Genomic DNA, 21,056 nt, shown 5'->3' on the forward strand with positions numbered 1-21,056 from the left:
CTGAAATTTTTTTCAGGGCCTTTTACTTTAATGCATGTACTTCTTTATGTCTAAAGCAAGATGTCAGATGGTCGTTGACCAATCCTGTGGCCTGCATGTGGGCATATAAGATGGTGCTGCCTAAAAACTTAAAACCAAGCTTTTTCATATCTTTGGCTAGCTTGTCGGATACTTTAGTAGTAGCAGGGACTTCCTGCATGCTGGCAAAATTGTTTTTGATAGGGTTTCCATCCACATAATCCCAAATAAAATCACTAAAGCTTCCAAATTTGGCCTGTACTTCTAAAAACCGTCGTGCATTATTCACAGCAGCCCTGATTTTTAATCCATTTCTGATGATGTCTTTATTTTGAATCAATTCTTGGATATAAGATTCAGGAAACTCAGCTACTATGCGATAATCAAACTCAGCAAATGCTCTTCTATATCCTTCTCTTTTTTTCAAAATAGTAGCCCAACTCAAACCAGCTTGGGCGCTTTCAAGCACCAAAAACTCAAATTGTTTTCTGTCATCACGTACCGGAACGCCCCATTCCTCATCGTGGTACCTTTGATAGGCGTCAAAACCCAAGCACCAAGGGCATTTAATTTTTGGAGGTTCAACAGGAGAGCTCATGTTTTCTTAGTATTGCTTATTCTACTGTTTCCAAAAGAGTCCTGAACACTACAAATTTATCTTTGAACTTATCAATACTGTCTTGTTGCAGTTTTGGGGCAAATTCTTTTTGGTATTCCATGATGTGGTCAATGTTTTCTGCAAAATATTGAACGGAATAATTCACACTGCCATCTTCTGAATCATGCATGATTCGGAAAAATTTGTTTTCAGTAAATTTCCCTGTAGCAAGTACATCTGGGATATGAACATCTTTCATCCATGACACCCATTCTTGCTCTACTCCTTTTTCAACATTTACTGTTACATTATATAAAATCATATGAAATCAATTTAATGGTTAATTTTGTCATCTTCAAACGACAACAAATATAGGTTGATACAGTTAAAAAGTCTGTTAAATCCCACTTTGATTATTTTCACGTACAAAAATGCATCAACAATTATCTAAAGATACCGGACTTTCTCCAAAGCCCTTGCTTCAAGACAAACTTAAAATATTTCAGGGAGTCATTAGTATTTTCTACCTGGTTGGTTTGGTTGGAATGTCTTTACCTATGTTCAGAGATTATTTTCAAATACTGACTCCCATGCATTTATTGTTGAATTTTGGGATATTGCTGTATTTTCATAGAGGCTGGAATATTCAATTTTTATTGTTTCTAGTTATTGGGTTTTTGCTGGGATATGGCTCTGAGGTGCTTGGGGTACATACTGGTTTTCCTTTTGGGGATTATTGGTATGGACCTGTTTTGGGATGGCAATTATTTGAAGTTCCGCTGATGATTGGCATCAACTGGCTTATTTTGGTTTACTGTACGGGAAACCTTCTTGCAGTGAAAATCGAAAATGACTGGCTGGCAGCTATATTAGGAGCTTTCATGATGATGTTGATTGATGTGATCATTGAGCCGGTAGCGGTAGCATTGGATTTTTGGCAATGGGAGTCAGATATTATACCTATATCTAACTTTATCGGCTGGATTGCGGTAGCTTTTATTATTCAACTTTTTTATAGAAAATTAAAATTTCATAAAGAAAATGCGATTTCTTGGTATCTATTGTTCAATTTAATAACATTCTTTGCAGTATTGAATTTTATACTTTAGTTCCCCAATCTTAAATAAAACATTCTGAAGATTTAAAAGTTACCCATATGATGTATGCTATTTTCTTTATAATTGTAGGATTTGTAGCCATGGAACTCTCAGGTTGGTTTATCCATAAATACATCATGCATGGGCCTTTGTGGAACATTCACAAGACCCATCACCAACCAAATAAGGGTTTCTTTGAATTGAATGATCTGTTTTCATTGCTTTTTGGAAGCATTGCAGTTCTACTTATATTTCTTGGAGTAGGAGAATTGGATTACAGATTTTGGATGGGTGTGGGAATCAGTCTTTATGGAATGCTATATTTTGTAATCCATGATGTCTTGGTTCATAGAAGAGTCAAAATGTTTGAAAGACCTAGAAATAGATTTTTGTTAAGCATATTTAGAGCACATCAAGCGCATCATGCCACCAATAAAAAAGATGATGCAGTATCGTTTGGATTGTTTGTCGTACCAAGGAAATACTTTAAAATTAAATCGAAGTGAGCACTTATTCAATTAAAGATCTTGAGCAACTTTCCGGCATCAAAGCCCATACTTTGAGGATTTGGGAGCAGCGGTACAATTTACTTGCCCCAAAGCGTACCGATACCAATATAAGATTTTATGATGATGAAGATCTGAAGTTAATCTTGAATGTGGCTCTCTTGAATGATAATGGATTCAAGATTAGCAAAATTGCTGGGATGACCTATCTCGAGATGAAGGAAGAGGTAGTGAAGCTTACTGAGAAAAACCTCACCTATGATGATCAAATTCACGCTTTGACAATCTGTATGATTGAGATGGATGAAGATCGGTTCGAAAAAGTATTGTCTACCAATATTTTGAAAATTGGTTTCGAACAGACCATGTTGAACATTATCTATCCTTTCCTTTCTAAAATTGGAGTTCTTTGGCAGACAGGGGCGATAAATCCTGCACAAGAGCATTTTATCAGTAATCTTGTACGACAAAAATTAATAGTAGCCATAGATGGTCAGTTGTATAAAGGTGGAGGCAAAAAATTCTTATTGTATTTGCCAGAGGCTGAATTGCATGAAATTTCTTTATTATTTGCCGCCTTTATCATTAAATCAAAAGGACACAAAGTAATTTATTTGGGCCAAAATACACCTAGGGAGGACTTGAAGTTAGTTCATAGACTTCATAAACCGGACTACCTGATGACTGTAATTACTACATCTCCCAACTCCCAAGAAGTCCAAGGCTACATTGATAACCTTTCTGAGCTATTTAATGAATCAGAAATCATCATTTCAGGTTATCAAATAGTTGGGCAGGATTTGAAGATGCCTAAAAATGTCAAAGCCCTTCATTATATAAGACAGATAAAAGAATACTTGGAAGAGCTCGAAGCCGAGTTTCAAGAGAAATAATTAAGAAAATTTCAATTTTATTAAACAAAGTGGTTTAGAGATAAACCGCTTTTTTTTTGCTCAAAATGAGCGTATCTGTTCATTTTAGGGTTATTTTAGCGAATAACTGTTGTGAGATTTTAATTTTGTTTAAGAAATATAAAAAATAATTAGACAAAATATTTGGATTATGTTTAATCATTGCTACATTTGATTAAACAAAAAACAAAAAGCCATGACAACTCTAGAATTTAGTTACTCACTTCACAAGCTTTCCAGTTCTTTGAAGCCCTTTGCACTAAAGTTAACAAGGGACATGGATGACGCCAATGATCTTTTACAAGACACAATGGTGAAGGCTTTTACGAACAAAGACAAGTTTACTGAAGGCACAAATCTGAAAGCATGGCTTTATACAATAATGAAAAACACCTTTATCACCAATTATCAAAGAATGGTGAGAAGAGGAACTTTTGTAGATACTACTGATAATCTTCATTATATCAATTCAGGTGATATTCTAATTGAGAATGGAGCCTACGGAGATTTCACAATGGATGATATCCAAAGTGCTATTGAAAAACTAGATGATGTTTATAAAACCCCCTTTATGATGCATTACAAGGGTTTTAAATATCATGAGATAGCTGACAAACTAGAGATTCCTATTGGAACTGTTAAGAATAGAATACATATTGCACGTAAACTGTTGAAGGAAGATCTTCACGTTTATAGACACAAAAATTAAATTATGGCACAAATGAATGTGTTGGTGATAGGGTCTGGCTTTGCTGGATTATCAGCAGCTACACATCTTGCGCACCTTGGATACCAAGTTACCCTACTAGAGAAAAATTCAACCCCCGGCGGGAGAGCGAGAAAGTTCGACGCCGAGGGTTTTGTTTTTGACATGGGGCCTAGTTGGTATTGGATGCCGGATGTCTTCGACACTTATTTTTCACACTTTGGTAAGAAAACCTCAGACTATTATGACTTGGTTAGACTTGATCCATCATATACAGTTGTTTTCGGAGAAAATGACTTTGTAGACATACCGGCGGATTTGGGTCAATTCCGAGACTTGATGGAAAGCTTTGAACCTGGGGTAGGGCCAAAGTTGGATGAATTTCTCAAGCAGGCAGCTTACAAATATAAAGTCGGTATTCAGGACTTGGTTTACAGGCCAAGCCGTTCTTTGATGGAGTTTACTAGTCCTAAATTGCTGCTGGATATGGTTAGAATGGATATTTTTCAGTCCATGTCGAAACACGTCAGAAAATTTTTCACTTCAGAAAAGATCATTCGGTTGATGGAATTCCCAGTTCTATTTCTTGGAGAAACTGCCGCCAATATCCCTGCGCTTTACAGCTTGATGAACTATGCTGATATTGCCTTAGGTACTTGGTATCCTCCTGGTGGAATGCACAAAATCATAGAAGGTATGGTAACTTTGGCAGAAGAAAAGGGGGTAAAATTCAAGTATGATGCTGAGGTTTCCCATATCAATGTCAAAAATGGAAAAGCAGAATCAGTTGTACTGGTTTCGGGTGAAAAATTTGAGGCCGATATTGTAGTAGCTGGAGCGGATTATCATCATGTCGAAACCAAATTGTTGGCTCCTGAATATAGAAATTACAGTGATGAATATTGGGATAAAAGGGTAATGGCTCCTTCCAGTTTACTATTTTATCTTGGAGTGGATAAAAAACTCAATAACCTACAACATCACAATTTATTCTTCGATGAGCCTCTTGGTCCACATGCGGATGCGATTTATACCAATCCCCGATGGCCTGAAAAGCCCCTGTTTTATGCTTCTGTTCCCTCGATTACAGATCCTACTGTAGCACCGGAAGGAAAAGAAAACCTGTTTCTGTTGGTTCCTCTTGCTCCTGATCTTGAAGACACCGAAGAGTTGAGAGAAAAGTACTACAATATCATAATGGACAGGTTGGAAAAGTTGACTGGTCAGGATGTTAGAAACCACATTATATACAAGAGGTCTTATGCGCACAATGATTTCAAATCTGATTATAATGCCTTCAAAGGCAATGCATATGGTTTGGCAAACACTTTATTGCAGACTGCAATTCTCAAGCCTTCCTTGAAAAACAAAAAAGTGGCCAACCTCTATTATACAGGTCAACTTACAGTGCCAGGTCCGGGTGTTCCTCCTTCTTTAATTTCGGGACATGTGGTAGCAAAAGAAGTGATCAAAGAAAACAATTTGTAGATAAATTTGTATATTATCCGTATGGATGCAGTTCAGCTCTTTAATCAAACGACCCTTGAGTGTAGTAAGCTTATTACCCAAAGGTACAGTACCAGTTTTACTTTAGGAATCAAAACTCTTGACGGAAAGATGCACCTGCCTATTTATGCTATTTATGGTTTTGTAAGATACGCAGACGAAATAGTTGATACATTTCATGACAAGGACAAAAAATCTCTTTTGGAACTCTTCAAAGCAGACACTTACAAAGCAATCCAAGATAAGATAAGTTTGAATCCAGTGCTTCATGCTTTTCAGTTGGTGGTAAATCAATACCATATTGACCTTGATTTGATAGAAGCATTTCTGACAAGCATGGAAATGGATCTTGATTTCAAAACTTATAATGATTCAAGGTATCATGAATACATCTACGGGTCTGCCGAGGTGGTTGGCTTGATGTGTTTGAAGGTGTTTTGTGAAGGGGACAATGAAATGTACCAAAGTCTTAAAGCGCCAGCGTGTAAATTGGGTGCTGCCTTTCAAAAAGTAAATTTTTTGAGAGACATCAGAAGTGATTACGAAGAAAGAGGAAGAGTATATTTTCCAGGGGTAGATTTCAATAATTTCAATATGTCTGCCAAAAATCTTATTGAAGAAGATATACAAAAGGACTTTGATGAGGCGCTGGAAGGAATAAATAAACTTCCTAAAAGTGCGAAATTGGGTGTAAAGGTGGCTTATCTTTATTATCTGAAATTATTCAAAAAAATTAAGGGATTGGCTCCTGAAGTGATCACTCATGAGAGAATCAGAATACCCAATGCAAGAAAAATTTCTCTTCTGTTGGCAACTTATTGCGGTGCTAAATTGGGCTTCAGTTAATTATGGAAAAGTTCTTATACCTTTTACTGAATATTTTGACCATTTCCTTTCCACTGGCAAGGTCTTTTGAACATAGAATTCAATTTGCAAAAAAGTGGCATGCATTATTTCCAGCTATTGCCATTACTGGCGTGCTCTTTATTGTTTGGGATGCTTGGTTTACGTCTATTGGAGTCTGGGAATTTAATCCTAGATACCTGACAGGCATATTTATACTCAACCTTCCGCTTGAAGAGTGGCTGTTTTTTCTTACAGTACCTTTCGCCTGTGTCTTTATATATGAAGTCTTAAAGTATTTTGTAGAAAAAGACATCTTTGCAAAGATTACCAAGCCACTTACCTATACCCTGATACCGATTTTCCTTTTCGTTGGTTTTTCCAACTTGGATAAGTGGTATACTTCCGTCAATTTCATATTTGCTTCAGTGGTTTTAATTGTCCATTATGTAATCTTTGGAAAAAATATATTAGGAAGGTTTTATTTGGCGTATTTCGTGTCATTGATTCCTTTCTTTTTGGTAAACGGAATACTGACGGGGTCATTTATAGAAGAACCCATCGTTATATATAATAATGCTGAAAACCTGTCCATCAGACTTTTCACCATTCCAATAGAAGATACGGTTTATTCTTTTGCCCTTTTATTGATGAATGTTTCCATCTATGAAAGAATCAAAGCTTCAAAAACAATTCCACGAGTCAAAAGTTTATAGTCTATGTTGAATCTTCAAGTACAAATCGACAATCATTCAGGCTTTTGCTTTGGAGTAGTCTATGCCATAGAAATGGCAGAAGAAATCCTGGAAGAGCAAGGATATCTTTATTGCTTGGGGGACATCGTTCACAACGATGAGGAAGTCAATAGACTCACCAAGAAGGGTTTGAAAATTATTGATCATTCAGAACTTAAAAATCTATTCAACGAAAAGGTTCTGATCAGAGCGCATGGTGAACCGCCTTCAACTTACGAACTTTCAATCAATAATAACCTAACGCTGATTGATGCGAGTTGTCCGGTTGTGTTGAAGCTTCAAAATAGAATCAAAAATTCTTTCGATAAAGAGGAGTCAATCTATATTTATGGAAAGCATGGACACGCTGAAGTGATCGGATTATTGGGTCAAACAAATAACAAAGCTGTTGTGTTTCAGGATATCAATGAATTGGATATTCCTAATCTGCCCAAAAACATAACCTTATACAGTCAGACCACTAAAAGTACTGATAAGTTTTATGAAATTAACAGTGTATTTAGAGATAATGGCATTACCGTAAATACCAACGATACCATTTGTCGTCAGGTATCTAACAGAGACAAAGAATTAAGGGATTTTTCAGAGAAATTTGACCACATTGTTTTTGTCAGTGGCACCAAGTCGTCAAATGGAAAGGTGTTGTACAACGTTTGTAAAGAGAAAAATAGCAATACTTATTTTATTTCGAATCCTGATCAAGTAGAAAGTACCTGGTTCAAATATGGGGAGACAATAGGCATATGCGGAGCTACTTCGACACCAATGTGGCTGATGGAACAGGTAAAAGCTAGACTTGAAACTTTTTAGGTCAAGTATTCTGCCTACATTTGCATTGTGTCAGACACTAAAATCCATATTGATAAAGTAATTGATCCCAAAGGTACTATCATTGCGCTTACAGTGATTTTTTCATGGGCTATATCTTTGTTTTTTTTGCTTAATTGGGAGATCAATTGGGCAAATCCTTTAACATATATAGCAATCCTTGTCCAGACTCATTTGTACACTGGTTTGTTTATAACTGCCCATGATGCCATGCATGGTATAGTATCATCAAATAAAAAGTTGAATCACCTCATAGGCTGGGTGTCAGCCACCCTCTTTTCCTATAATTTTTATTGGAAACTCTATCCTAAGCACCATGAGCACCATAGGTTTGTCGCAACCGATCAGGACCCTGACTACCACAGTTCAGGTAATTTCTTTCTTTGGTACTTCAGTTTTATCAAACAGTACGTTACCATTTGGCAGATATTGTTGATGGCTATTTCATTCAATATTTTAAAATTATTTCTCCCCACCGAAAACCTAATTTTGTTTTGGATGCTTCCTGCTATACTGTCTACCTTACAGTTGTTTTATTTTGGGACTTATCTTCCTCATAAAGGAGAGTCAGACAACAAGCACCATTCCAAAAGTCAATCCAAAAACCATCTTTGGGCATTTATTTCCTGTTACTTTTTTGGCTATCACTTTGAACACCACGATTCACCCGGAACCCCTTGGTGGAGACTGTGGCGTGTAAAAGAAAGCCAGTCTTGATTTTAAATTAACTAAAAAATAATCTTATAAATTTTGAACAAAGAGCGGTCTTTTTTGATTTAAAAACTATTGTTACTACCCGTTTATGAGACTTTCATTACTTTTCTTTTGCCTCTTGTTTCCAATTCTCAATCTTACAGCTCAAGATGGGGTTATTAGGGGAAGGGTTTTTAACCCTGTGAACAACGAATCTGTTCCTTTTGCAAACGTTATCTTACTCAATACTGACTATGGTACAGTGACTGATGAAGATGGTAATTATGAAATTACCGGTATTCAACCAGGACTATACAACGTCCGGGCGAGTTTTGTAGGGTTCAGGTCGAAGACTGAATTTGAAATCCAAATCACACGTGCAAGTGCAGTTCGGTTAGACTTTGAACTGAGAGAAGAAGCATCTGATCTTGGAGAAATTACTGTGGATGCAAAATTTTCACGTTCTGATGAGACGCCAATTTCAGTAAGAAGTCTTAATACAAATGAAATAGAAAGGTATCCTGGCGGTAATAGAGATATCAGTCGTGTGATACAGTCTTTGCCTGGAGTAGCGAGTACTGCTAGCTTTAGAAATGATATCATTATCAGAGGCGGTGCCCCCAATGAAAATAAATTTTTTATTGAAGGCATAGAAGTGCCGGTCATCAACCACTTTGCTACCCAAGGTTCATCTGGTGGTCCTGTAGGCATCCTCAATGTCAACCTGATAAAAAATGTAGATGTAATCACAGGGGGTTTTCCTGCGGATAGGATGAATTCCTTGAGTTCTTTTTTCGAATTTGACCTAAAAGATGGTCGAAAAGACAAAATGTTCTCTCAGGTTACTGTGGGTGCAAGTGAATTTACGATATCCAATGAAGGACCATTAGGAGATAAAACCACTTATTTGGTTTCTGCTCGTCAGTCTTACCTACAATTTCTGTTTAGGGGACTGGGCTTGCCGTTCTTGCCTACTTTCAATGATTTTACCATAAAAACCAAAACCAAAATCAATGATAAGACTGAGCTGACATTTTTGGGAGTCGGAGCGATCGATGTGTTTTCATTGAACTTTGATACTCCAAGAAATGAAACCGAAGATGAGAGGGAAAACCGTCTTTACCTTTTGGAGAATCTGCCTATTTCCAGTCAGTGGAACTACACTACTGGTCTTAAACTGAAGAGGTTTCGTGAAAATGGCTTTTGGACCTTTGTGCTCAGTAGAAACATGCTGAACAATAGGTCTTTTAAATATTTTCAAAACGATGATACCAATCCCGAAAATTTGCTTTTTGACTATACCTCACAAGAGAGTGAGAACAAATTCAGGGCAGAAAACAGTATTTTCAAAGGGCGGACTACATTGAAGTATGGTATAAACTATGAGTTTGCCCGGTACTTTATCAGTAATTTTGACAGGTCTACTCTCGCAGGTGAAGGAGGCGTGATAAATGTCAATGACAGGAGTTTGTTTAATAGTTACGGTGCATTTATATCAGCCAGTCAAACATCCAAAGACGAGCGCTTGCTACTTACTGGAGGCGTGAGGGTGGATGGTTCGGACTTTGGTCAAACTGCCCAAAACCCCCTAAATCAGATCAGTCCAAGGTTTTCACTTTCTTATCAGATTATCCCTCAGCTCTTTTGGACAGGTAATGTGGGCATCTATTATCAAAAACCGCCTTATACTGCTCTTGGCTTCAGGAATAATGAAGGGGAACTTGTCAATCAACTCAATGATATCCGCTTCATAAGGTCTACACATTTTGTAACAGGATTGGAAAAGGTCATTCCTGAAAAGAGCAGAAGATTCAGCCTTGAAGGTTTTTATAAACTTTATAGCAATTACCCATCTTCATTGCGAAATGGTATTGCCTTGGCAAACCTAGGTGCGGATTTTGGAGTGATTGGAAATGAGGCTTTGAATTCAGATTCTGAAGGGAGGGCTTATGGTTTGGAGTTTTTGGCCCAACAGCGTTTGTTCAATGACTTTTACGGTATAGCAGCTGTCACCCTTGTCCGCTCTGAATTTACCAATCCCAATACAGTGGGCTTCGTTCCTTCTTCTTGGGATAGTAGGTGGATAGTGAGCATGACTGCGGGGAAAAGATTTGGCAGAAATTGGGAGGCGGGAGCACGTTGGAGGTATTTGGGTGGTTTGCCCTACACCCCTGTGGATGTAGAGACCTCTTCATTGATAGAAGTCTGGAATTTGAGAGGTCAGCCTGTTTTTGATTTTGATAGGATCAATGCTGAGCGCTTGGCTGCTTTTCATCAGTTGGATTTTAGGATTGATAAAAGATACTTCTTTGATAGGTGGAACTTCAACTGGTACGTAGATATTCAAAATGCTTACAATTTCAGGGCAGAACAGCCACCAATATTGGTTCCCGAGAGGTCAGCGGAGGGTAATTTGGTAGTCAATCCAAATGACCCCAGCAGATATCAAATGAGATTGGTTTCAAATCCTGCAGGTACGGTATTGCCTACTATTGGGATCATCGTGGAGTTTTAGGCGATATGTCGGCTAATTTATTACTTTTGTTCCATGAAAAAAACGGTGCTTTTTTTGGCCATATTCATGCTATTAGGTCAAAATTCTTTTGCACAGGAAGTACTGGAACCCGAACGTAAAGTTGGTGTTTTTGAAAGTCTTTTTGATTTTGGGGACACTGTTATTGATTTTATCTCAGGGGAAAAATGGGCTATTATCCCAGCTGTAGTTTATTCACCTGAAACAAGCCTTGGCATTGGTGCGAGGGCTATTCGGGTTTTTAGGTATCAGAATGACACTTCTGCCATACTTAGACCCTCTACTTTACCTATTACTTTTTTGTACACACTCAATAATCAAACGATTTTTACCACAGAGTTAGACCTTTGGGCCAATGAAAACAGTGATTATTTGAATGCTAGAATTGAGTTATCGAATTTCCCATTCAGATATTATGGAATTGGAAATGTACCGGTGCTGGATGAAGGTGAATTTTACACCACTAGGTTTTTTTATTTTCATCTCAATTATGAGCGTAAAATTGCTAGGGGGATTTACCTAGGTCCCAGATACGAATTCAGGGCTGACCAGATAAGGGATAGAGTCCCGGGGGGAGTTTTGGAGACCACACAACCTTTGGGGTTTGATGGTCAACGACTCAGCGGTCTTGGTTTGGTATTGAATCATGATACCAGAGACAACATTTTCCAGCCCACCAGAGGTTGGAACAATAGTTTTTCATGGATGGAATTTTCTTCCATCATAGGGAGTAATTTTGATTTTGGGCAGTATGTATTGGACTTCAGAAAATACCTGAATATCCACGGGCAACAGGTCGTGGCCTTGCAAAGTTGGTGGAGTTTTACTTCTGGGAATGCTCCTTTTCAGCACCTCTCCTTGATCGGAGGAAGTGAAAGAATGCGTGGTTATTTTGAAGGAAGGTATCGGGATAGAAGCGCTATGGTGCATCAAGCAGAGTATCGGGTTCCTATTTACCGGAATTTTGGAATGGTATTTTTTGGCCACGGAGGGCAGGTAGCACAAGAATCCAAGGAGTTCAATTGGGGTCGATTCAGGTATGGAGGAGGGTTTGGCTTTCGATACAAGCTCAATCAAGAAGGTTTGAATATCAGATTGGATATTGCATTTGGAGATCAGAGGGCCTTTTATTTTGGATTGAATGAAGTGATTTGAAAGGGGGGTTTTGGAAAGTGAACAGAGGAAAGTCTTCATTTTAAAATCCAGTTTAATGCTTCTTTATGATTTAAGAGCATAGTTGCATCATCTTTCGGTTTACCCGCAGCGGTCTCTTTGTCCTTTAGCAACCTCTCCGTTTCCAACAAAGAATAGGTATTTCCTTCAATCTGTGATGATTTCCAACTCAGATCTATGGCGAGTCTTTCCATTTCTTTATGATACACATCTGGACTCATTTGTGATATGTTGTGTCGGAATTTTTCCTGCAATTGCTTTAGCTTTTTAACTTCTTCCTCAGTAAAAATATCGACTTTGGCCAAGACCTCACCGAACAGCTGAAAATTAAACCCTTCCTGGATAACACGTTCATCAATCTCTTTTTCAAATTACAGATTAATCAGTAACCGAAACAAAAATATCCACTTCTGCATTACTCCAGTCCTGACATCTTTCACCATATACTTCAAAGTCAAATCCAAATTCCCTTTTACTATCAGAAATCCAAATTTTTCTCCAAGCATCAGTGATACAAGCTGGCATGGCTCCTTTTGCCAGGTGTTTCTGGTACTTTTGGTGAGGAATGGTCAGCGATTCGAGGCCTTTTGGTGGAATGGAGTCTTTGGCTACTTTACACCCGATAAAATAGGAAAAAGTTCCGGTTTCGTCTTTTTCGTAATCAAAGTAAACCGCGTAAACCTCATTGGATAATTTATCGGGTATCTGGTCAAAAATCTTATCCGCCTCAAACTTCTGCCATAAATCTCCGCAATCCTTACTGGATTGGTTGTCCTGATTTGTGGTTTGACCTTTTAGACGTAATCCCACTAGTTTAAAATCGTTTCTTGCTTCTGACATATATACCCAAAGGATTAACCAAAATGGTATAAAAAGACCAACACACCCGTAAAAGCCGGTTTTCTCTGGTCTTTTATCTCAAGTTTGACATTCACTTCTGCTTTGATGGTGCCCCTTAAGTTGACCACATTTTTCAAATTGGCACTCAAGCGAACTTCATTATTGACAAGTACAGCTTGGGCAAATCGGAGATTTTCAATCCCATAATTCACCATCATTTTCAGATTTTCCACCCTGACAATTTGGTCCCAAAGGTAAGGAACCAGGGATAAGGTGAGGTAGCCATGCGCGATAGTGTCTCCGAAAGATCCCTCTGCTTTTGCCCTTTCTGGATCTGTATGAATCCATTGATGGTCAATAGTGGCATCGGCAAATTTATTGATTTGGCTTTGGGTAATCTGATGATAATCAGAGGTGCCCAACTCCTGTCCTATGAATTTTTCAAAGTCTTCAAAGCTTCCTATAGTAATCTGGCTCATGGTTTTCAATTTTTTTAGAAAATAAAGTTATCAAAAAAATGCTTATTAGGGCATACGGAGATACTTTTATAAAAGCAATTGAGAATTTTGTACCTGTTTGAAGTTTAATGTATATGAGTTCCAACAACCCTTCTTATAAATATATCCACGGTTATCAGGAAGTAGAACAAGAAAGACTTCGTGAACAAGCTTCTGTCATAGAAAATCCAATCTATGATTATATTGATTTTTCAGGAATTGAAAACCTACTTGAAATAGGAAGTGGGGTTGGTGCTCAGACTGAAATACTGCTGAGAAGGTGGCCTCAGCTCTCCATTACTGGTGTGGAATATGAAGAAAAGCAGATTAAAAAAGCCTTTGATAACATGTCCAAACTAGGCTATGAAAGTGATAAAGTGAATTTTATTCATCAAGATGCCAAAGCTTTATCCCTGTCTCAGCAATACGACGGAGCATTTATCTGTTGGGTCCTCGAGCATGTGTCTGAGCCAGTAAAAGTCTTGAAAAGCATGAAGCCTTTCCTTAAAAATGGTGCAGTAGTGTCAATTACAGAGGTTTTCAACAGTACATTTTACACCTATCCCATCATGCCTGAGATCATGGATTATTGGAAATTATACAATGATTTTCAGGTCAGTATTGGCGGGGATCCTCAGGTAGGAGCGCGCTTAGGGGATTTACTGGAAGAGGCGGGATACAGAGACATTCAGTTAAGAAGTGGTGGTTTTCATCTTGATAGCCGACAGCCGGAAGAAAAGCAAAAAGTGTTTTCTTATTGGAAAAACCTCATGAGTTCTGGAGCTCCGCTACTGATAGAAGAGGGTGTTGTGACAGAACAACAGGTTTTGGGCATGCAATTGGCTATGGATAAACTTAGGGAATTGCCAGCATCTGTTTTTTATTATCGTTTTATACAAGCCACAGCTTACGTTTGATCTATGAAATATGTAAGGAAATTTTTCAGGTTGATCCTAAAGTTGGTTCTATGGTTTTTTGTCATCACCATTGGACTTACTGTGGTATATAAGTTTGTTCCTGTTCCACTTACCCCGCTGATGCTGATCCGATTAGCGGAGCAAGCCACTGACAGTGAAAAATCCCTCAAACTGTATAAGGACTGGGTATCTATTGACAAAATTTCCAAACATGCTCCCCAAGCAGTGTTCGCGTCAGAGGATCAGAAATTTATGGATCACAATGGCTTTGACATAGAGGAGATGAAAAAAGTCTGGGAGTCCAACAAGACAGGTAAAAAAATCAGGGGAGCCAGCACTATATCCCAGCAAACAGCCAAGAACGTTTTTCTATGGCCTGGTAGGAATCTGGTAAGAAAAGGCTTGGAGGCTTATTTTACAGTACTGATTGAATTTATCTGGGGAAAAGAAAGGATCATGACCGTCTACCTGAATGTGATAGAAATGGGTGAAGGTATTTACGGTATTGAAGCTGCTGCCCAACATAATTTTAATAAACCGGCAGAAAAATTAAGTAGAAACGAGGCCGCATTGATTGCTGCAGTATTGCCCAATCCTAGGAGATGGTCACCAGCTAGGCCTACCCCTTATATTCTGGGAAGGCAAGTTTGGATCCTTAGACAAATGAATAACCTAAAACAGCTTGAAATGGGCGTTTAATTCTCGATGAAAGTAAGTACTTCATCTAGGTATTCTCTGGTATTGGAGAGTCTAGGTACTTTATTTTGACCTCCCAGTTTGTCCTTTGATTTTAGCCACTTTTGAAAGACGCCTGAGTTTACCAAGTGAATTTTTGGCGGAGAAAGGGCGAGATCTTTATACCTTTTGGCATCGTAATCTGAATTGATTTCTCTTAGTGTATTATCCAAAACTTCGCAAAACACCTTTTCATCATCAGGAAAGGTTTGAAATTCCACTACCCATTCATGTGCTCCTTTACTTTTGGAGTCACCAAAATAGACAGGGGCGGCAGTGAAATTAGTGATAGTTGCCTTGGTGGCGTCTGCAGCAGTTTGAACAGCACGCTCTGCATTTTCTACAATGACTTCTTCTCCAAATGCATTGATAAAATGCTTGGTTCTGCCAGAAATCCTAAACCTGTATGGATCTGTGTCAGTGAACTTGATGGTATCTCCGATTTTGTATCTCCAAAGCCCTGCATTTGTGGTAATGATGAGTGCGTAATTTTTATTTAATTCTACCTCCCAAAGAGGAATTACTTTTGGGTTTTCTTTATCCCACTCATCCATGGGTATAAATTCATAAAAAATTCCATAATCCAACATCAAAAGCAATTCATCTGAATTTGGTTGATCTTGTATTCCAAAAAATCCCTCGGATGCGTTATATGTTTCCATATACCTCATTTTTTCCGAAGGAATGAGCTCCTTGAATAGGTTTTTGTAAGGGCCGAAAGCCACTGCACCATGGAAGAATACCTCAAGATTTGGCCAAACTTCCAAAATGTTTTTTGCACCGGTAATTTCCAGGATCTTTTGGAGCAATACTATGGTCCAAGTAGGCACTCCGGAAATGCTGATAACATTTTCATCTTTCACCTCATATGCCATTCTTTCAATTTTGGACTCCCACTCCCCCATAAGTGCTACTTCAAGACTAGGAGTTCTGGCGAATTGGGCCCAAAGGGGCATGTTATGCATGATTACCGCAGAAATATCACCTACATGACTGTCACTTGTTTCTGAAAGCGGATTTTTGGCAAGACTTCCTCCTATAGTCAGGTTTTTTCCTGTGAACAGTTTGCTGTCGGGATAATTGTTGACATAGATGGAGAGCATATCTTTACCACCTTTGAAGTGGCAATCTTCAAGTGATTCCAAAGACACAGGAATGTATTTGCTTCGACTGGAGGTAGTGCCTGAAGATTTTGAAAACCACTCAATATCCGTCGACCATATGACATTTTGGGTACCCATCATCGTTTTTTCGATGTAGGGTTTCAATTGTTCATAATCATGGATAGGGACCTGCTTGGCAAATTCTTCATAAGAGTTAATGTGTTCAAAGCCGTACTTTTCTCCGAATTCCGTGCTTTTTCCATTTTCGATCAATTCATCAAAAATATTTTTTTGGATCCTAAAAGGTTGCTTTCTAAAATTTTCAATTTGCCCGATTCTGTTTTTCAAAATCCAGGTCATAAAAGAATTGACCACTTCCATCAGTTGAATATTTTACGTTTCAGTTCAAAATGTTGCCCCAGATATACACGTCTTACCTGTTCGTCTGCAGCTAGTTCTTCGGCGGTACCAGCTTTCAAAAGTTTACCTTCAAACATCAAATAAGCCCTGTCCGTGATCGAAAGGGTTTCATTCACGTTGTGGTCAGTGATCAAGATTCCAATGTTTTTATTTTTGAGTTTGGCGACAATTGTCTGGATTTCTTCTACAGCAATAGGGTCAACTCCGGCAAAGGGTTCATCCAACAATACAAATTTCGGGTCTACAGCCAATGCACGTGCGATTTCTGTCCTTCTTCTTTCGCCACCTGACAGCACCATTCCCAAGTTTTTTCGAACATGGGTAAGACTGAATTCCTCCAATAGACTTTCTACTTTTTCCTTTCTTTCAATTTTGGATTTATTGGTCATTTCCAAGACTGCCATGATATTTTCTTCTACTGAAAGTTTTCTGAAAACCGAAGCCTCCTGTGCCAGATAGCCAATCCCCAATTTTGCCCTTTTGTACATGGGCAATTTGGTGATGTTTTGGTTTTCTAAAAATATTTCACCCTGATTGGGTTGGATCAGGCCTACTATCATATAAAAAGAGGTGGTTTTTCCTGCCCCATTGGGACCGAGTAGTCCTACAATTTCACCTTGCTCTACCTCCACAGAGATATCGTTGACTACTTTTCTACCTTTGTATATTTTTACAAGATTATCTGCCCTAAGCTTCATCCTCAATCAAATTTTATGTCTTTCACGTAAAGTTGAAGGGTACTGTTATTCCTAAAAGTATTCTCCCTGATCTCAAAAGCCAAATCAAAACGCATTTTTCGAATCAGCATTTTATAAATTATCTCATCTGGATAAATGTTTTTATCAGCCATTCCAAAGGCAATACATACTGGCTTGGTTACCTGTCCATCTTGTACCACATTGAATTTAAGGTGTTTATCTTTTAGTATCCGTACATCCTCTGCATGGACTTGATTTAGGCAAAAGATAGGTTCAGGATTTCCGGGCCCGAAAGGTGACATCTGTTTGAGAATATTGTAAAACTTGTAATTTAATTGGTCCAATAAAATTTCGTCGTCAATTTCTAAAACAGGTTTGAGGTGTATGTCTTTGATTCTAGAGCTCACCACCTCCTCGAATTTTTCCTGAAAAGCAGGAACCTTATCAACAGCCATGGTAAGACCCGCGGCATATTTGTGACCGCCAAACTGTTCGAGTAAGTCACTGCATTCTGCAATCGCTTCATATATATTGAAATCAAAAACAGAACGTGCAGAACCTGTGGCCTTATTGTTGGATTCAGTCAGAATTATAGTCGGCCGATAGAATTTTTCTATACATCTGCTGGCTACTATTCCAATGACACCTTTATGCCAATCTTCTTTAAACAAGACCGTTGATTTCATTTGCTTCACTTCCTCCATACCCTGAATCATAGACAAGGCCTCTCTTGTGATGTTCTCATCGAAGTTTTTTCTGGCAGAATTGACTGTATCCACCAAGTCTGCACGAGTCAGAGCATCTTCCAAATCTGCGGCAATCATGAGTTCTACAGAGGCTTTTGCATGTTCCAGCCTTCCTGAAGCATTGATCCTCGGGCCGATTTTGAAGACGATATCTGATATATCCAAGTCCTTTTCGATTCTGCTTTTCACCAAGAGGGCCTTGATCCCAGGACGGGGATTGTTATTGATTCTTTCTATACCATAAAAAGCAAATATCCTGTTTTCTCCAGTTATCGGTACAATGTCAGCTGCTATGCTGATCGCGAGAAGGTCCAGAAATGCCATGACTTTTGTTTCTTCAAATCCCTGATGCTTTGCAAAAGCCTGAATAAGTTTGAAGCCCACACCGCAACCGCTGAGTTCTTTGTATGGGTATAAGCAGTCTGTTCTTTTTGGGTCTAAAATGGCCACAGCGGGCGGAAGACTTTCTCCAGGAGTATGGTGGTCACAGATGATGAAGTCTACCCCGAGTTCTTTAGCAAGTTTGACTTTTTCTATGGCTTTGATTCCACAGTCCAGCGATATGATCAAGCCAAAATTATTCTCAGCGGCGAATCGTACTCCTTTCTCAGAAATCCCATAGCCCTCTTTGTATCTGTCGGGAATATAAAAATCTACATGATCATAAAACTGACTTAAATATCCGTACATCATGGCTACCGATGTGGTACCATCTACATCATAATCCCCGTAAACCAGAATTTTTTCTTTGTGCTGTATTGCTGAAATCAAGCGATCCACTGCCTTATCCATATCTTTCATCAGAAATGGGTCATGGAGTTTATCCAAATCAGGCCTGAAAAAATCCTTTGCTTTCTGAAAAGTATCGATGTCTCTATTGACCAGCATATTGGCCAAGATGGAATTGACGTTGATTTCCTTGCTCAATGCTTCTACGTTGTCAGTATCAGCTTTTTCTCTTATCATCCATTTGTATTCCATTAGGCTAAATTACTAAAGTCAGCCGCTAAATGTAGAATCAGCAAATCATTTATTTTGAGTGGGCAAAAACATGATACATTGAAAAAGAAAAAGTCCAGAGGAAAAGATCCTATGGGCTTTATTTAAGTTTTGAAAACGGTCAAGCCTTAAATCTCAGCTACCAGCCTGACATTCAGAGACACATCATCGTAGATTAACTTGTCAGCCAGATTTTCAAAGTAATTTCCTGACCTATATTTGACGGTCAGACCAAAAATTTTGTAAAAAGTTTAAACTTTGTTGTAATGCATCACAAAAATTAATTTTGCTACTTTTGAACATGGATAAATCAGTCATGACAAATTTTGATAAAGCCCTTAGGATGATGAATCATCTTGGTTTTGAAGTGATCAAAGAGGATAGAAAGCGGCCTTGGGGTGGATTTTTGGTGATCAATGAAGATCAGGCAGCGGCTTTTGCAAAGCAATTTTTCCCTGATGAGGATTTTGAAGCATTGAAAATTTCTGATAAGCTAAGTCCAAAGATTCTCTTGGTAGCACCTGAAAAAAGGCTCTCCTGGCAATACCATCATAGAAGGGCTGAGATATGGAGATGTATATCAGGAAGGGTGGCCGTGGCGACCTCATTGACAGATGAAGAAAAGTCGCAGCATGTTCTCAAAGAAGGAGACAAAATCAAATTGCAACAAGGCGAAAGACATCGCCTGATTGGGATGGATGAATGGGGAATAGTCGCTGAAATTTGGCAGCATACCGACGCGTCGCATCCTTCTGATGAAGAAGATATCGTCAGGTTACAGGATGATTTTGGTAGATAAAAAAAGGTTTGTCTTATTTGCTTGTCTGAATGCTTAGTTTTTTGGCTTCCTCCCAAAAAACATCCATTTCGGCAAGACTCATGTCTTCTAGTTTTTTGCCGGAAGACTTTGCAGATTGCTCTAAGTATTGAAAACGTTTGATGAATTTCAGGTTAGTCTTTTCCAAAGCTTCCTCGGGATTGATGTCTATAAATCGGGCGTAATTGATAAGGGAAAACAATAAGTCACCAAATTCTCCGGTAGCCTTTTCCTTATCAATTTCCTGGCCATCGACCACATTGAATTCGGTCTTGAACTCCTCAAGTTCTTCCTCTACTTTTTCCCAGACTTGGTGTTTTTCTTCCCAATCAAAACCAACACCACGTGCTTTTTCTTGAATCCGCATGGATTTTATCAAGGCCGGTAATGACCTTGGCACACCCCCGAGAACTGAAGTATTCCCTTTTTCCTTTAACTTTATTTTTTCCCAATTTTCCTTTACCGTTTTTTCATCTTTGGCTTCGGTGTCTCCATAAATGTGGGGATGTCTACGAATGAGTTTGTCGCACAGGCTGTCAATGACTATAGAGATATCAAAAGCTCCTTTTTCAGAGCCGATTTTTGCATAAAAAACAATGTGTAGGAGGATATCCCCCAATTCTTTTTTGACCTCATCAAGGTTACTTTCCAAAATGGCGTCAGACAGCTCAAAAGTTTCTTCTATGGTCAAATGGCGTAGGCTTTCAATAGTCTGTTTTTGATCCCATGGGCATTGCTCCCTCAATTCATCCATTATGGTCAATAACCTATCAAATGCTGCTAGTTGTTCTTTTCTCTGTGACAAATTGGACATATAGGGGGGAAACTATTCGTAAAGTGAGGACGTTTTGAAAGTATTACGTAAATTTGAACAAATTTAATTGATATGGCAACCTTATATTTGACTTTAGGCTTCTTGGCATTATTCTTTATCTTGATGTCTGTAAGGCTAATTTTATTAAAAAATGGAGAGTTCAAGGGAACTTGTGCATCCCAGAATCCTTATCTGAATAAAGATGGCGGTACTTGTAGCTATTGTGGAAAAACGGTGGATGCTGACAGCAGCTGCGGCAATCCTGACAATGAAGTGGACAAGGTACTCGCCAAATTCAAATAA

The 21,056-nt window shown here is 38.5% G+C and carries 24 protein-coding genes; 15 read left to right on the forward strand and 9 right to left on the reverse strand.

The window, feature by feature from the left end:
• Positions 1-22: 22 nt before the first annotated feature.
• Positions 23-616 (reverse strand): DNA-3-methyladenine glycosylase I, encoded by a 594-nt coding sequence (locus CLW00_RS05290; protein WP_106132601.1) that lies wholly within the window; start codon positions 614-616, stop codon positions 23-25.
• Positions 617-632: 16 nt separating this feature from the next.
• Positions 633-938: a DUF4286 family protein gene (locus CLW00_RS05295; RefSeq protein WP_106132602.1), complete on the reverse strand. Its 306-nt coding sequence runs from the start codon at positions 936-938 to the stop codon at positions 633-635.
• Between the two features lie 109 nt (positions 939-1,047).
• Between CLW00_RS05295 and CLW00_RS05300 the strand changes: the two genes are divergently transcribed.
• From CLW00_RS05300 to CLW00_RS05350, 11 genes are all read left to right on the forward strand, one after another.
• On the forward strand, positions 1,048-1,725 hold the full coding sequence (locus CLW00_RS05300; protein WP_106132603.1) for a carotenoid biosynthesis protein: 678 nt from the start codon (positions 1,048-1,050) through the stop codon (positions 1,723-1,725).
• Positions 1,726-1,772: 47 nt separating this feature from the next.
• Complete coding sequence (locus CLW00_RS05305) at positions 1,773-2,219, forward strand: sterol desaturase family protein (protein ID WP_106132604.1); 447 nt, start codon at positions 1,773-1,775, stop codon at positions 2,217-2,219.
• Positions 2,216-3,112 carry a MerR family transcriptional regulator gene (locus CLW00_RS05310; protein ID WP_106132605.1) on the forward strand — a complete coding sequence of 299 codons (897 nt, stop codon included), beginning with the start codon at positions 2,216-2,218 and terminating at the stop codon, positions 3,110-3,112. The genes CLW00_RS05305 and CLW00_RS05310 overlap by 4 nt, the downstream gene beginning before the upstream one ends.
• 214 nt (positions 3,113-3,326) lie before the next feature.
• The gene (locus tag CLW00_RS05315; protein WP_106132606.1) at positions 3,327-3,839 is read left to right on the forward strand and encodes an RNA polymerase sigma factor; all 513 of its coding nucleotides are present in this window, start codon (positions 3,327-3,329) and stop codon (positions 3,837-3,839) included.
• A gap of 3 nt (positions 3,840-3,842) precedes the next feature.
• Positions 3,843-5,324, forward strand: a complete 1,482-nt coding sequence (locus CLW00_RS05320) for a phytoene desaturase family protein (protein ID WP_106132607.1) — start codon at positions 3,843-3,845, stop codon at positions 5,322-5,324.
• Between the two features lie 21 nt (positions 5,325-5,345).
• Positions 5,346-6,188 (forward strand): phytoene/squalene synthase family protein, encoded by an 843-nt coding sequence (locus tag CLW00_RS05325; RefSeq protein ID WP_106132608.1) that lies wholly within the window; start codon positions 5,346-5,348, stop codon positions 6,186-6,188.
• A 2-nt stretch (positions 6,189-6,190) separates the two neighbouring features.
• The gene (locus CLW00_RS05330) at positions 6,191-6,901 is read left to right on the forward strand and encodes a lycopene cyclase domain-containing protein (RefSeq protein WP_106132609.1); all 711 of its coding nucleotides are present in this window, start codon (positions 6,191-6,193) and stop codon (positions 6,899-6,901) included.
• 3 nt (positions 6,902-6,904) lie between these two features.
• Complete coding sequence (locus CLW00_RS05335) at positions 6,905-7,750, forward strand: 4-hydroxy-3-methylbut-2-enyl diphosphate reductase (protein WP_211300151.1); 846 nt, start codon at positions 6,905-6,907, stop codon at positions 7,748-7,750.
• Between the two features lie 27 nt (positions 7,751-7,777).
• Positions 7,778-8,485: a fatty acid desaturase gene (locus CLW00_RS05340; protein ID WP_211300152.1), complete on the forward strand. Its 708-nt coding sequence runs from the start codon at positions 7,778-7,780 to the stop codon at positions 8,483-8,485.
• Between the two features lie 85 nt (positions 8,486-8,570).
• A complete protein-coding gene (locus tag CLW00_RS05345) occupies positions 8,571-10,976 on the forward strand; it encodes a TonB-dependent receptor (RefSeq protein WP_106132611.1) in 2,406 nt (801 codons plus the stop codon).
• Positions 10,977-11,009: 33 nt separating this feature from the next.
• On the forward strand, positions 11,010-12,149 hold the full coding sequence (locus CLW00_RS05350) for a BamA/TamA family outer membrane protein (RefSeq protein WP_106132612.1): 1,140 nt from the start codon (positions 11,010-11,012) through the stop codon (positions 12,147-12,149).
• Positions 12,150-12,184: 35 nt separating this feature from the next.
• On the opposite strand, the gene CLW00_RS05355 is transcribed toward CLW00_RS05350, so the two are convergent.
• From CLW00_RS05355 to CLW00_RS05365, 3 genes are all read right to left on the reverse strand, one after another.
• The gene (locus CLW00_RS05355; RefSeq protein ID WP_211300153.1) at positions 12,185-12,472 is read right to left on the reverse strand and encodes a Fic family protein; all 288 of its coding nucleotides are present in this window, start codon (positions 12,470-12,472) and stop codon (positions 12,185-12,187) included.
• 73 nt (positions 12,473-12,545) lie between these two features.
• The gene (locus tag CLW00_RS05360; RefSeq protein WP_106132613.1) at positions 12,546-13,007 is read right to left on the reverse strand and encodes a GyrI-like domain-containing protein; all 462 of its coding nucleotides are present in this window, start codon (positions 13,005-13,007) and stop codon (positions 12,546-12,548) included.
• A gap of 14 nt (positions 13,008-13,021) precedes the next feature.
• On the reverse strand, positions 13,022-13,486 hold the full coding sequence (locus CLW00_RS05365; RefSeq protein ID WP_106132614.1) for a MaoC family dehydratase: 465 nt from the start codon (positions 13,484-13,486) through the stop codon (positions 13,022-13,024).
• Between the two features lie 113 nt (positions 13,487-13,599).
• On the opposite strand from CLW00_RS05365, the gene CLW00_RS05370 reads away from it, so the two are divergent.
• The gene (locus CLW00_RS05370; RefSeq protein ID WP_245917173.1) at positions 13,600-14,421 is read left to right on the forward strand and encodes a class I SAM-dependent methyltransferase; all 822 of its coding nucleotides are present in this window, start codon (positions 13,600-13,602) and stop codon (positions 14,419-14,421) included.
• 3 nt (positions 14,422-14,424) lie between these two features.
• A complete protein-coding gene (gene mtgA, locus CLW00_RS05375; RefSeq protein ID WP_106132616.1) occupies positions 14,425-15,120 on the forward strand; it encodes a monofunctional biosynthetic peptidoglycan transglycosylase in 696 nt (231 codons plus the stop codon).
• On the opposite strand, the gene CLW00_RS05380 is transcribed toward mtgA, so the two are convergent.
• Genes CLW00_RS05380 through recJ form a run of 3 tightly spaced genes read right to left on the reverse strand, consistent with a single transcriptional unit; the run spans position 15,117 to position 19,104 of the window.
• Positions 15,117-16,640, reverse strand: a complete 1,524-nt coding sequence (locus CLW00_RS05380) for a GH3 auxin-responsive promoter family protein (protein ID WP_106132617.1) — start codon at positions 16,638-16,640, stop codon at positions 15,117-15,119. The two genes, mtgA and CLW00_RS05380, sit on opposite strands and share 4 nt — an antisense overlap.
• A complete protein-coding gene (gene lptB / locus CLW00_RS05385) occupies positions 16,640-17,377 on the reverse strand; it encodes an LPS export ABC transporter ATP-binding protein (protein WP_106132618.1) in 738 nt (245 codons plus the stop codon). The genes CLW00_RS05380 and lptB overlap by 1 nt, the downstream gene beginning before the upstream one ends.
• 2 nt (positions 17,378-17,379) lie before the next feature.
• Positions 17,380-19,104: a single-stranded-DNA-specific exonuclease RecJ gene (gene recJ / locus CLW00_RS05390; RefSeq protein ID WP_211300154.1), complete on the reverse strand. Its 1,725-nt coding sequence runs from the start codon at positions 19,102-19,104 to the stop codon at positions 17,380-17,382.
• A 334-nt stretch (positions 19,105-19,438) separates the two neighbouring features.
• Here recJ and CLW00_RS05400 point away from each other — a divergent pair, with 334 nt between their 5' ends.
• The gene (locus CLW00_RS05400; protein ID WP_106132690.1) at positions 19,439-19,921 is read left to right on the forward strand and encodes a cupin domain-containing protein; all 483 of its coding nucleotides are present in this window, start codon (positions 19,439-19,441) and stop codon (positions 19,919-19,921) included.
• A gap of 13 nt (positions 19,922-19,934) precedes the next feature.
• On the opposite strand, the gene mazG is transcribed toward CLW00_RS05400, so the two are convergent.
• Complete coding sequence (gene mazG / locus CLW00_RS05405) at positions 19,935-20,753, reverse strand: nucleoside triphosphate pyrophosphohydrolase (protein ID WP_106132619.1); 819 nt, start codon at positions 20,751-20,753, stop codon at positions 19,935-19,937.
• Between the two features lie 72 nt (positions 20,754-20,825).
• Between mazG and CLW00_RS05410 the strand changes: the two genes are divergently transcribed.
• Complete coding sequence (locus CLW00_RS05410; protein WP_009034911.1) at positions 20,826-21,056, forward strand: hypothetical protein; 231 nt, start codon at positions 20,826-20,828, stop codon at positions 21,054-21,056.

It is taken from the genome of Mongoliibacter ruber (genome assembly GCF_003003005.1).
GTDB classification, from domain to species: domain Bacteria; phylum Bacteroidota; class Bacteroidia; order Cytophagales; family Cyclobacteriaceae; genus Mongoliibacter; species Mongoliibacter ruber.

What these genes read in the sequence shown, in the direction of transcription:
- CLW00_RS05335 (WP_211300151.1), top strand. Translation starts at nt 6,905, where the DNA reads ATGTTGAATCTTCAAGTACAAATCGACAATCATTCAGGCTTTTGCTTT.
- CLW00_RS05305 (WP_106132604.1), top strand. Translation starts at nt 1,773, where the DNA reads ATGATGTATGCTATTTTCTTTATAATTGTAGGATTTGTAGCCATGGAA.
- CLW00_RS05360 (WP_106132613.1), bottom strand. Translation starts at nt 13,007, where the DNA reads ATGTCAGAAGCAAGAAACGATTTTAAACTAGTGGGATTACGTCTAAAA.
- CLW00_RS05410 (WP_009034911.1), top strand. Translation starts at nt 20,826, where the DNA reads ATGGCAACCTTATATTTGACTTTAGGCTTCTTGGCATTATTCTTTATC.
- CLW00_RS05325 (WP_106132608.1), top strand. Translation starts at nt 5,346, where the DNA reads ATGGATGCAGTTCAGCTCTTTAATCAAACGACCCTTGAGTGTAGTAAG.
- CLW00_RS05320 (WP_106132607.1), top strand. Translation starts at nt 3,843, where the DNA reads ATGGCACAAATGAATGTGTTGGTGATAGGGTCTGGCTTTGCTGGATTA.
- CLW00_RS05345 (WP_106132611.1), top strand. Translation starts at nt 8,571, where the DNA reads ATGAGACTTTCATTACTTTTCTTTTGCCTCTTGTTTCCAATTCTCAAT.
- CLW00_RS05330 (WP_106132609.1), top strand. Translation starts at nt 6,191, where the DNA reads ATGGAAAAGTTCTTATACCTTTTACTGAATATTTTGACCATTTCCTTT.
- CLW00_RS05315 (WP_106132606.1), top strand. Translation starts at nt 3,327, where the DNA reads ATGACAACTCTAGAATTTAGTTACTCACTTCACAAGCTTTCCAGTTCT.
- CLW00_RS05295 (WP_106132602.1), bottom strand. Translation starts at nt 938, where the DNA reads ATGATTTTATATAATGTAACAGTAAATGTTGAAAAAGGAGTAGAGCAA.
- CLW00_RS05350 (WP_106132612.1), top strand. Translation starts at nt 11,010, where the DNA reads ATGAAAAAAACGGTGCTTTTTTTGGCCATATTCATGCTATTAGGTCAA.
- CLW00_RS05400 (WP_106132690.1), top strand. Translation starts at nt 19,439, where the DNA reads ATGACAAATTTTGATAAAGCCCTTAGGATGATGAATCATCTTGGTTTT.
- lptB (WP_106132618.1), bottom strand. Translation starts at nt 17,377, where the DNA reads ATGAAGCTTAGGGCAGATAATCTTGTAAAAATATACAAAGGTAGAAAA.
- CLW00_RS05300 (WP_106132603.1), top strand. Translation starts at nt 1,048, where the DNA reads ATGCATCAACAATTATCTAAAGATACCGGACTTTCTCCAAAGCCCTTG.
- CLW00_RS05290 (WP_106132601.1), bottom strand. Translation starts at nt 616, where the DNA reads ATGAGCTCTCCTGTTGAACCTCCAAAAATTAAATGCCCTTGGTGCTTG.
- CLW00_RS05380 (WP_106132617.1), bottom strand. Translation starts at nt 16,640, where the DNA reads ATGGAAGTGGTCAATTCTTTTATGACCTGGATTTTGAAAAACAGAATC.
- mtgA (WP_106132616.1), top strand. Translation starts at nt 14,425, where the DNA reads ATGAAATATGTAAGGAAATTTTTCAGGTTGATCCTAAAGTTGGTTCTA.
- recJ (WP_211300154.1), bottom strand. Translation starts at nt 19,104, where the DNA reads ATGGAATACAAATGGATGATAAGAGAAAAAGCTGATACTGACAACGTA.
- mazG (WP_106132619.1), bottom strand. Translation starts at nt 20,753, where the DNA reads ATGTCCAATTTGTCACAGAGAAAAGAACAACTAGCAGCATTTGATAGG.
- CLW00_RS05370 (WP_245917173.1), top strand. Translation starts at nt 13,600, where the DNA reads ATGAGTTCCAACAACCCTTCTTATAAATATATCCACGGTTATCAGGAA.
- CLW00_RS05365 (WP_106132614.1), bottom strand. Translation starts at nt 13,486, where the DNA reads ATGAGCCAGATTACTATAGGAAGCTTTGAAGACTTTGAAAAATTCATA.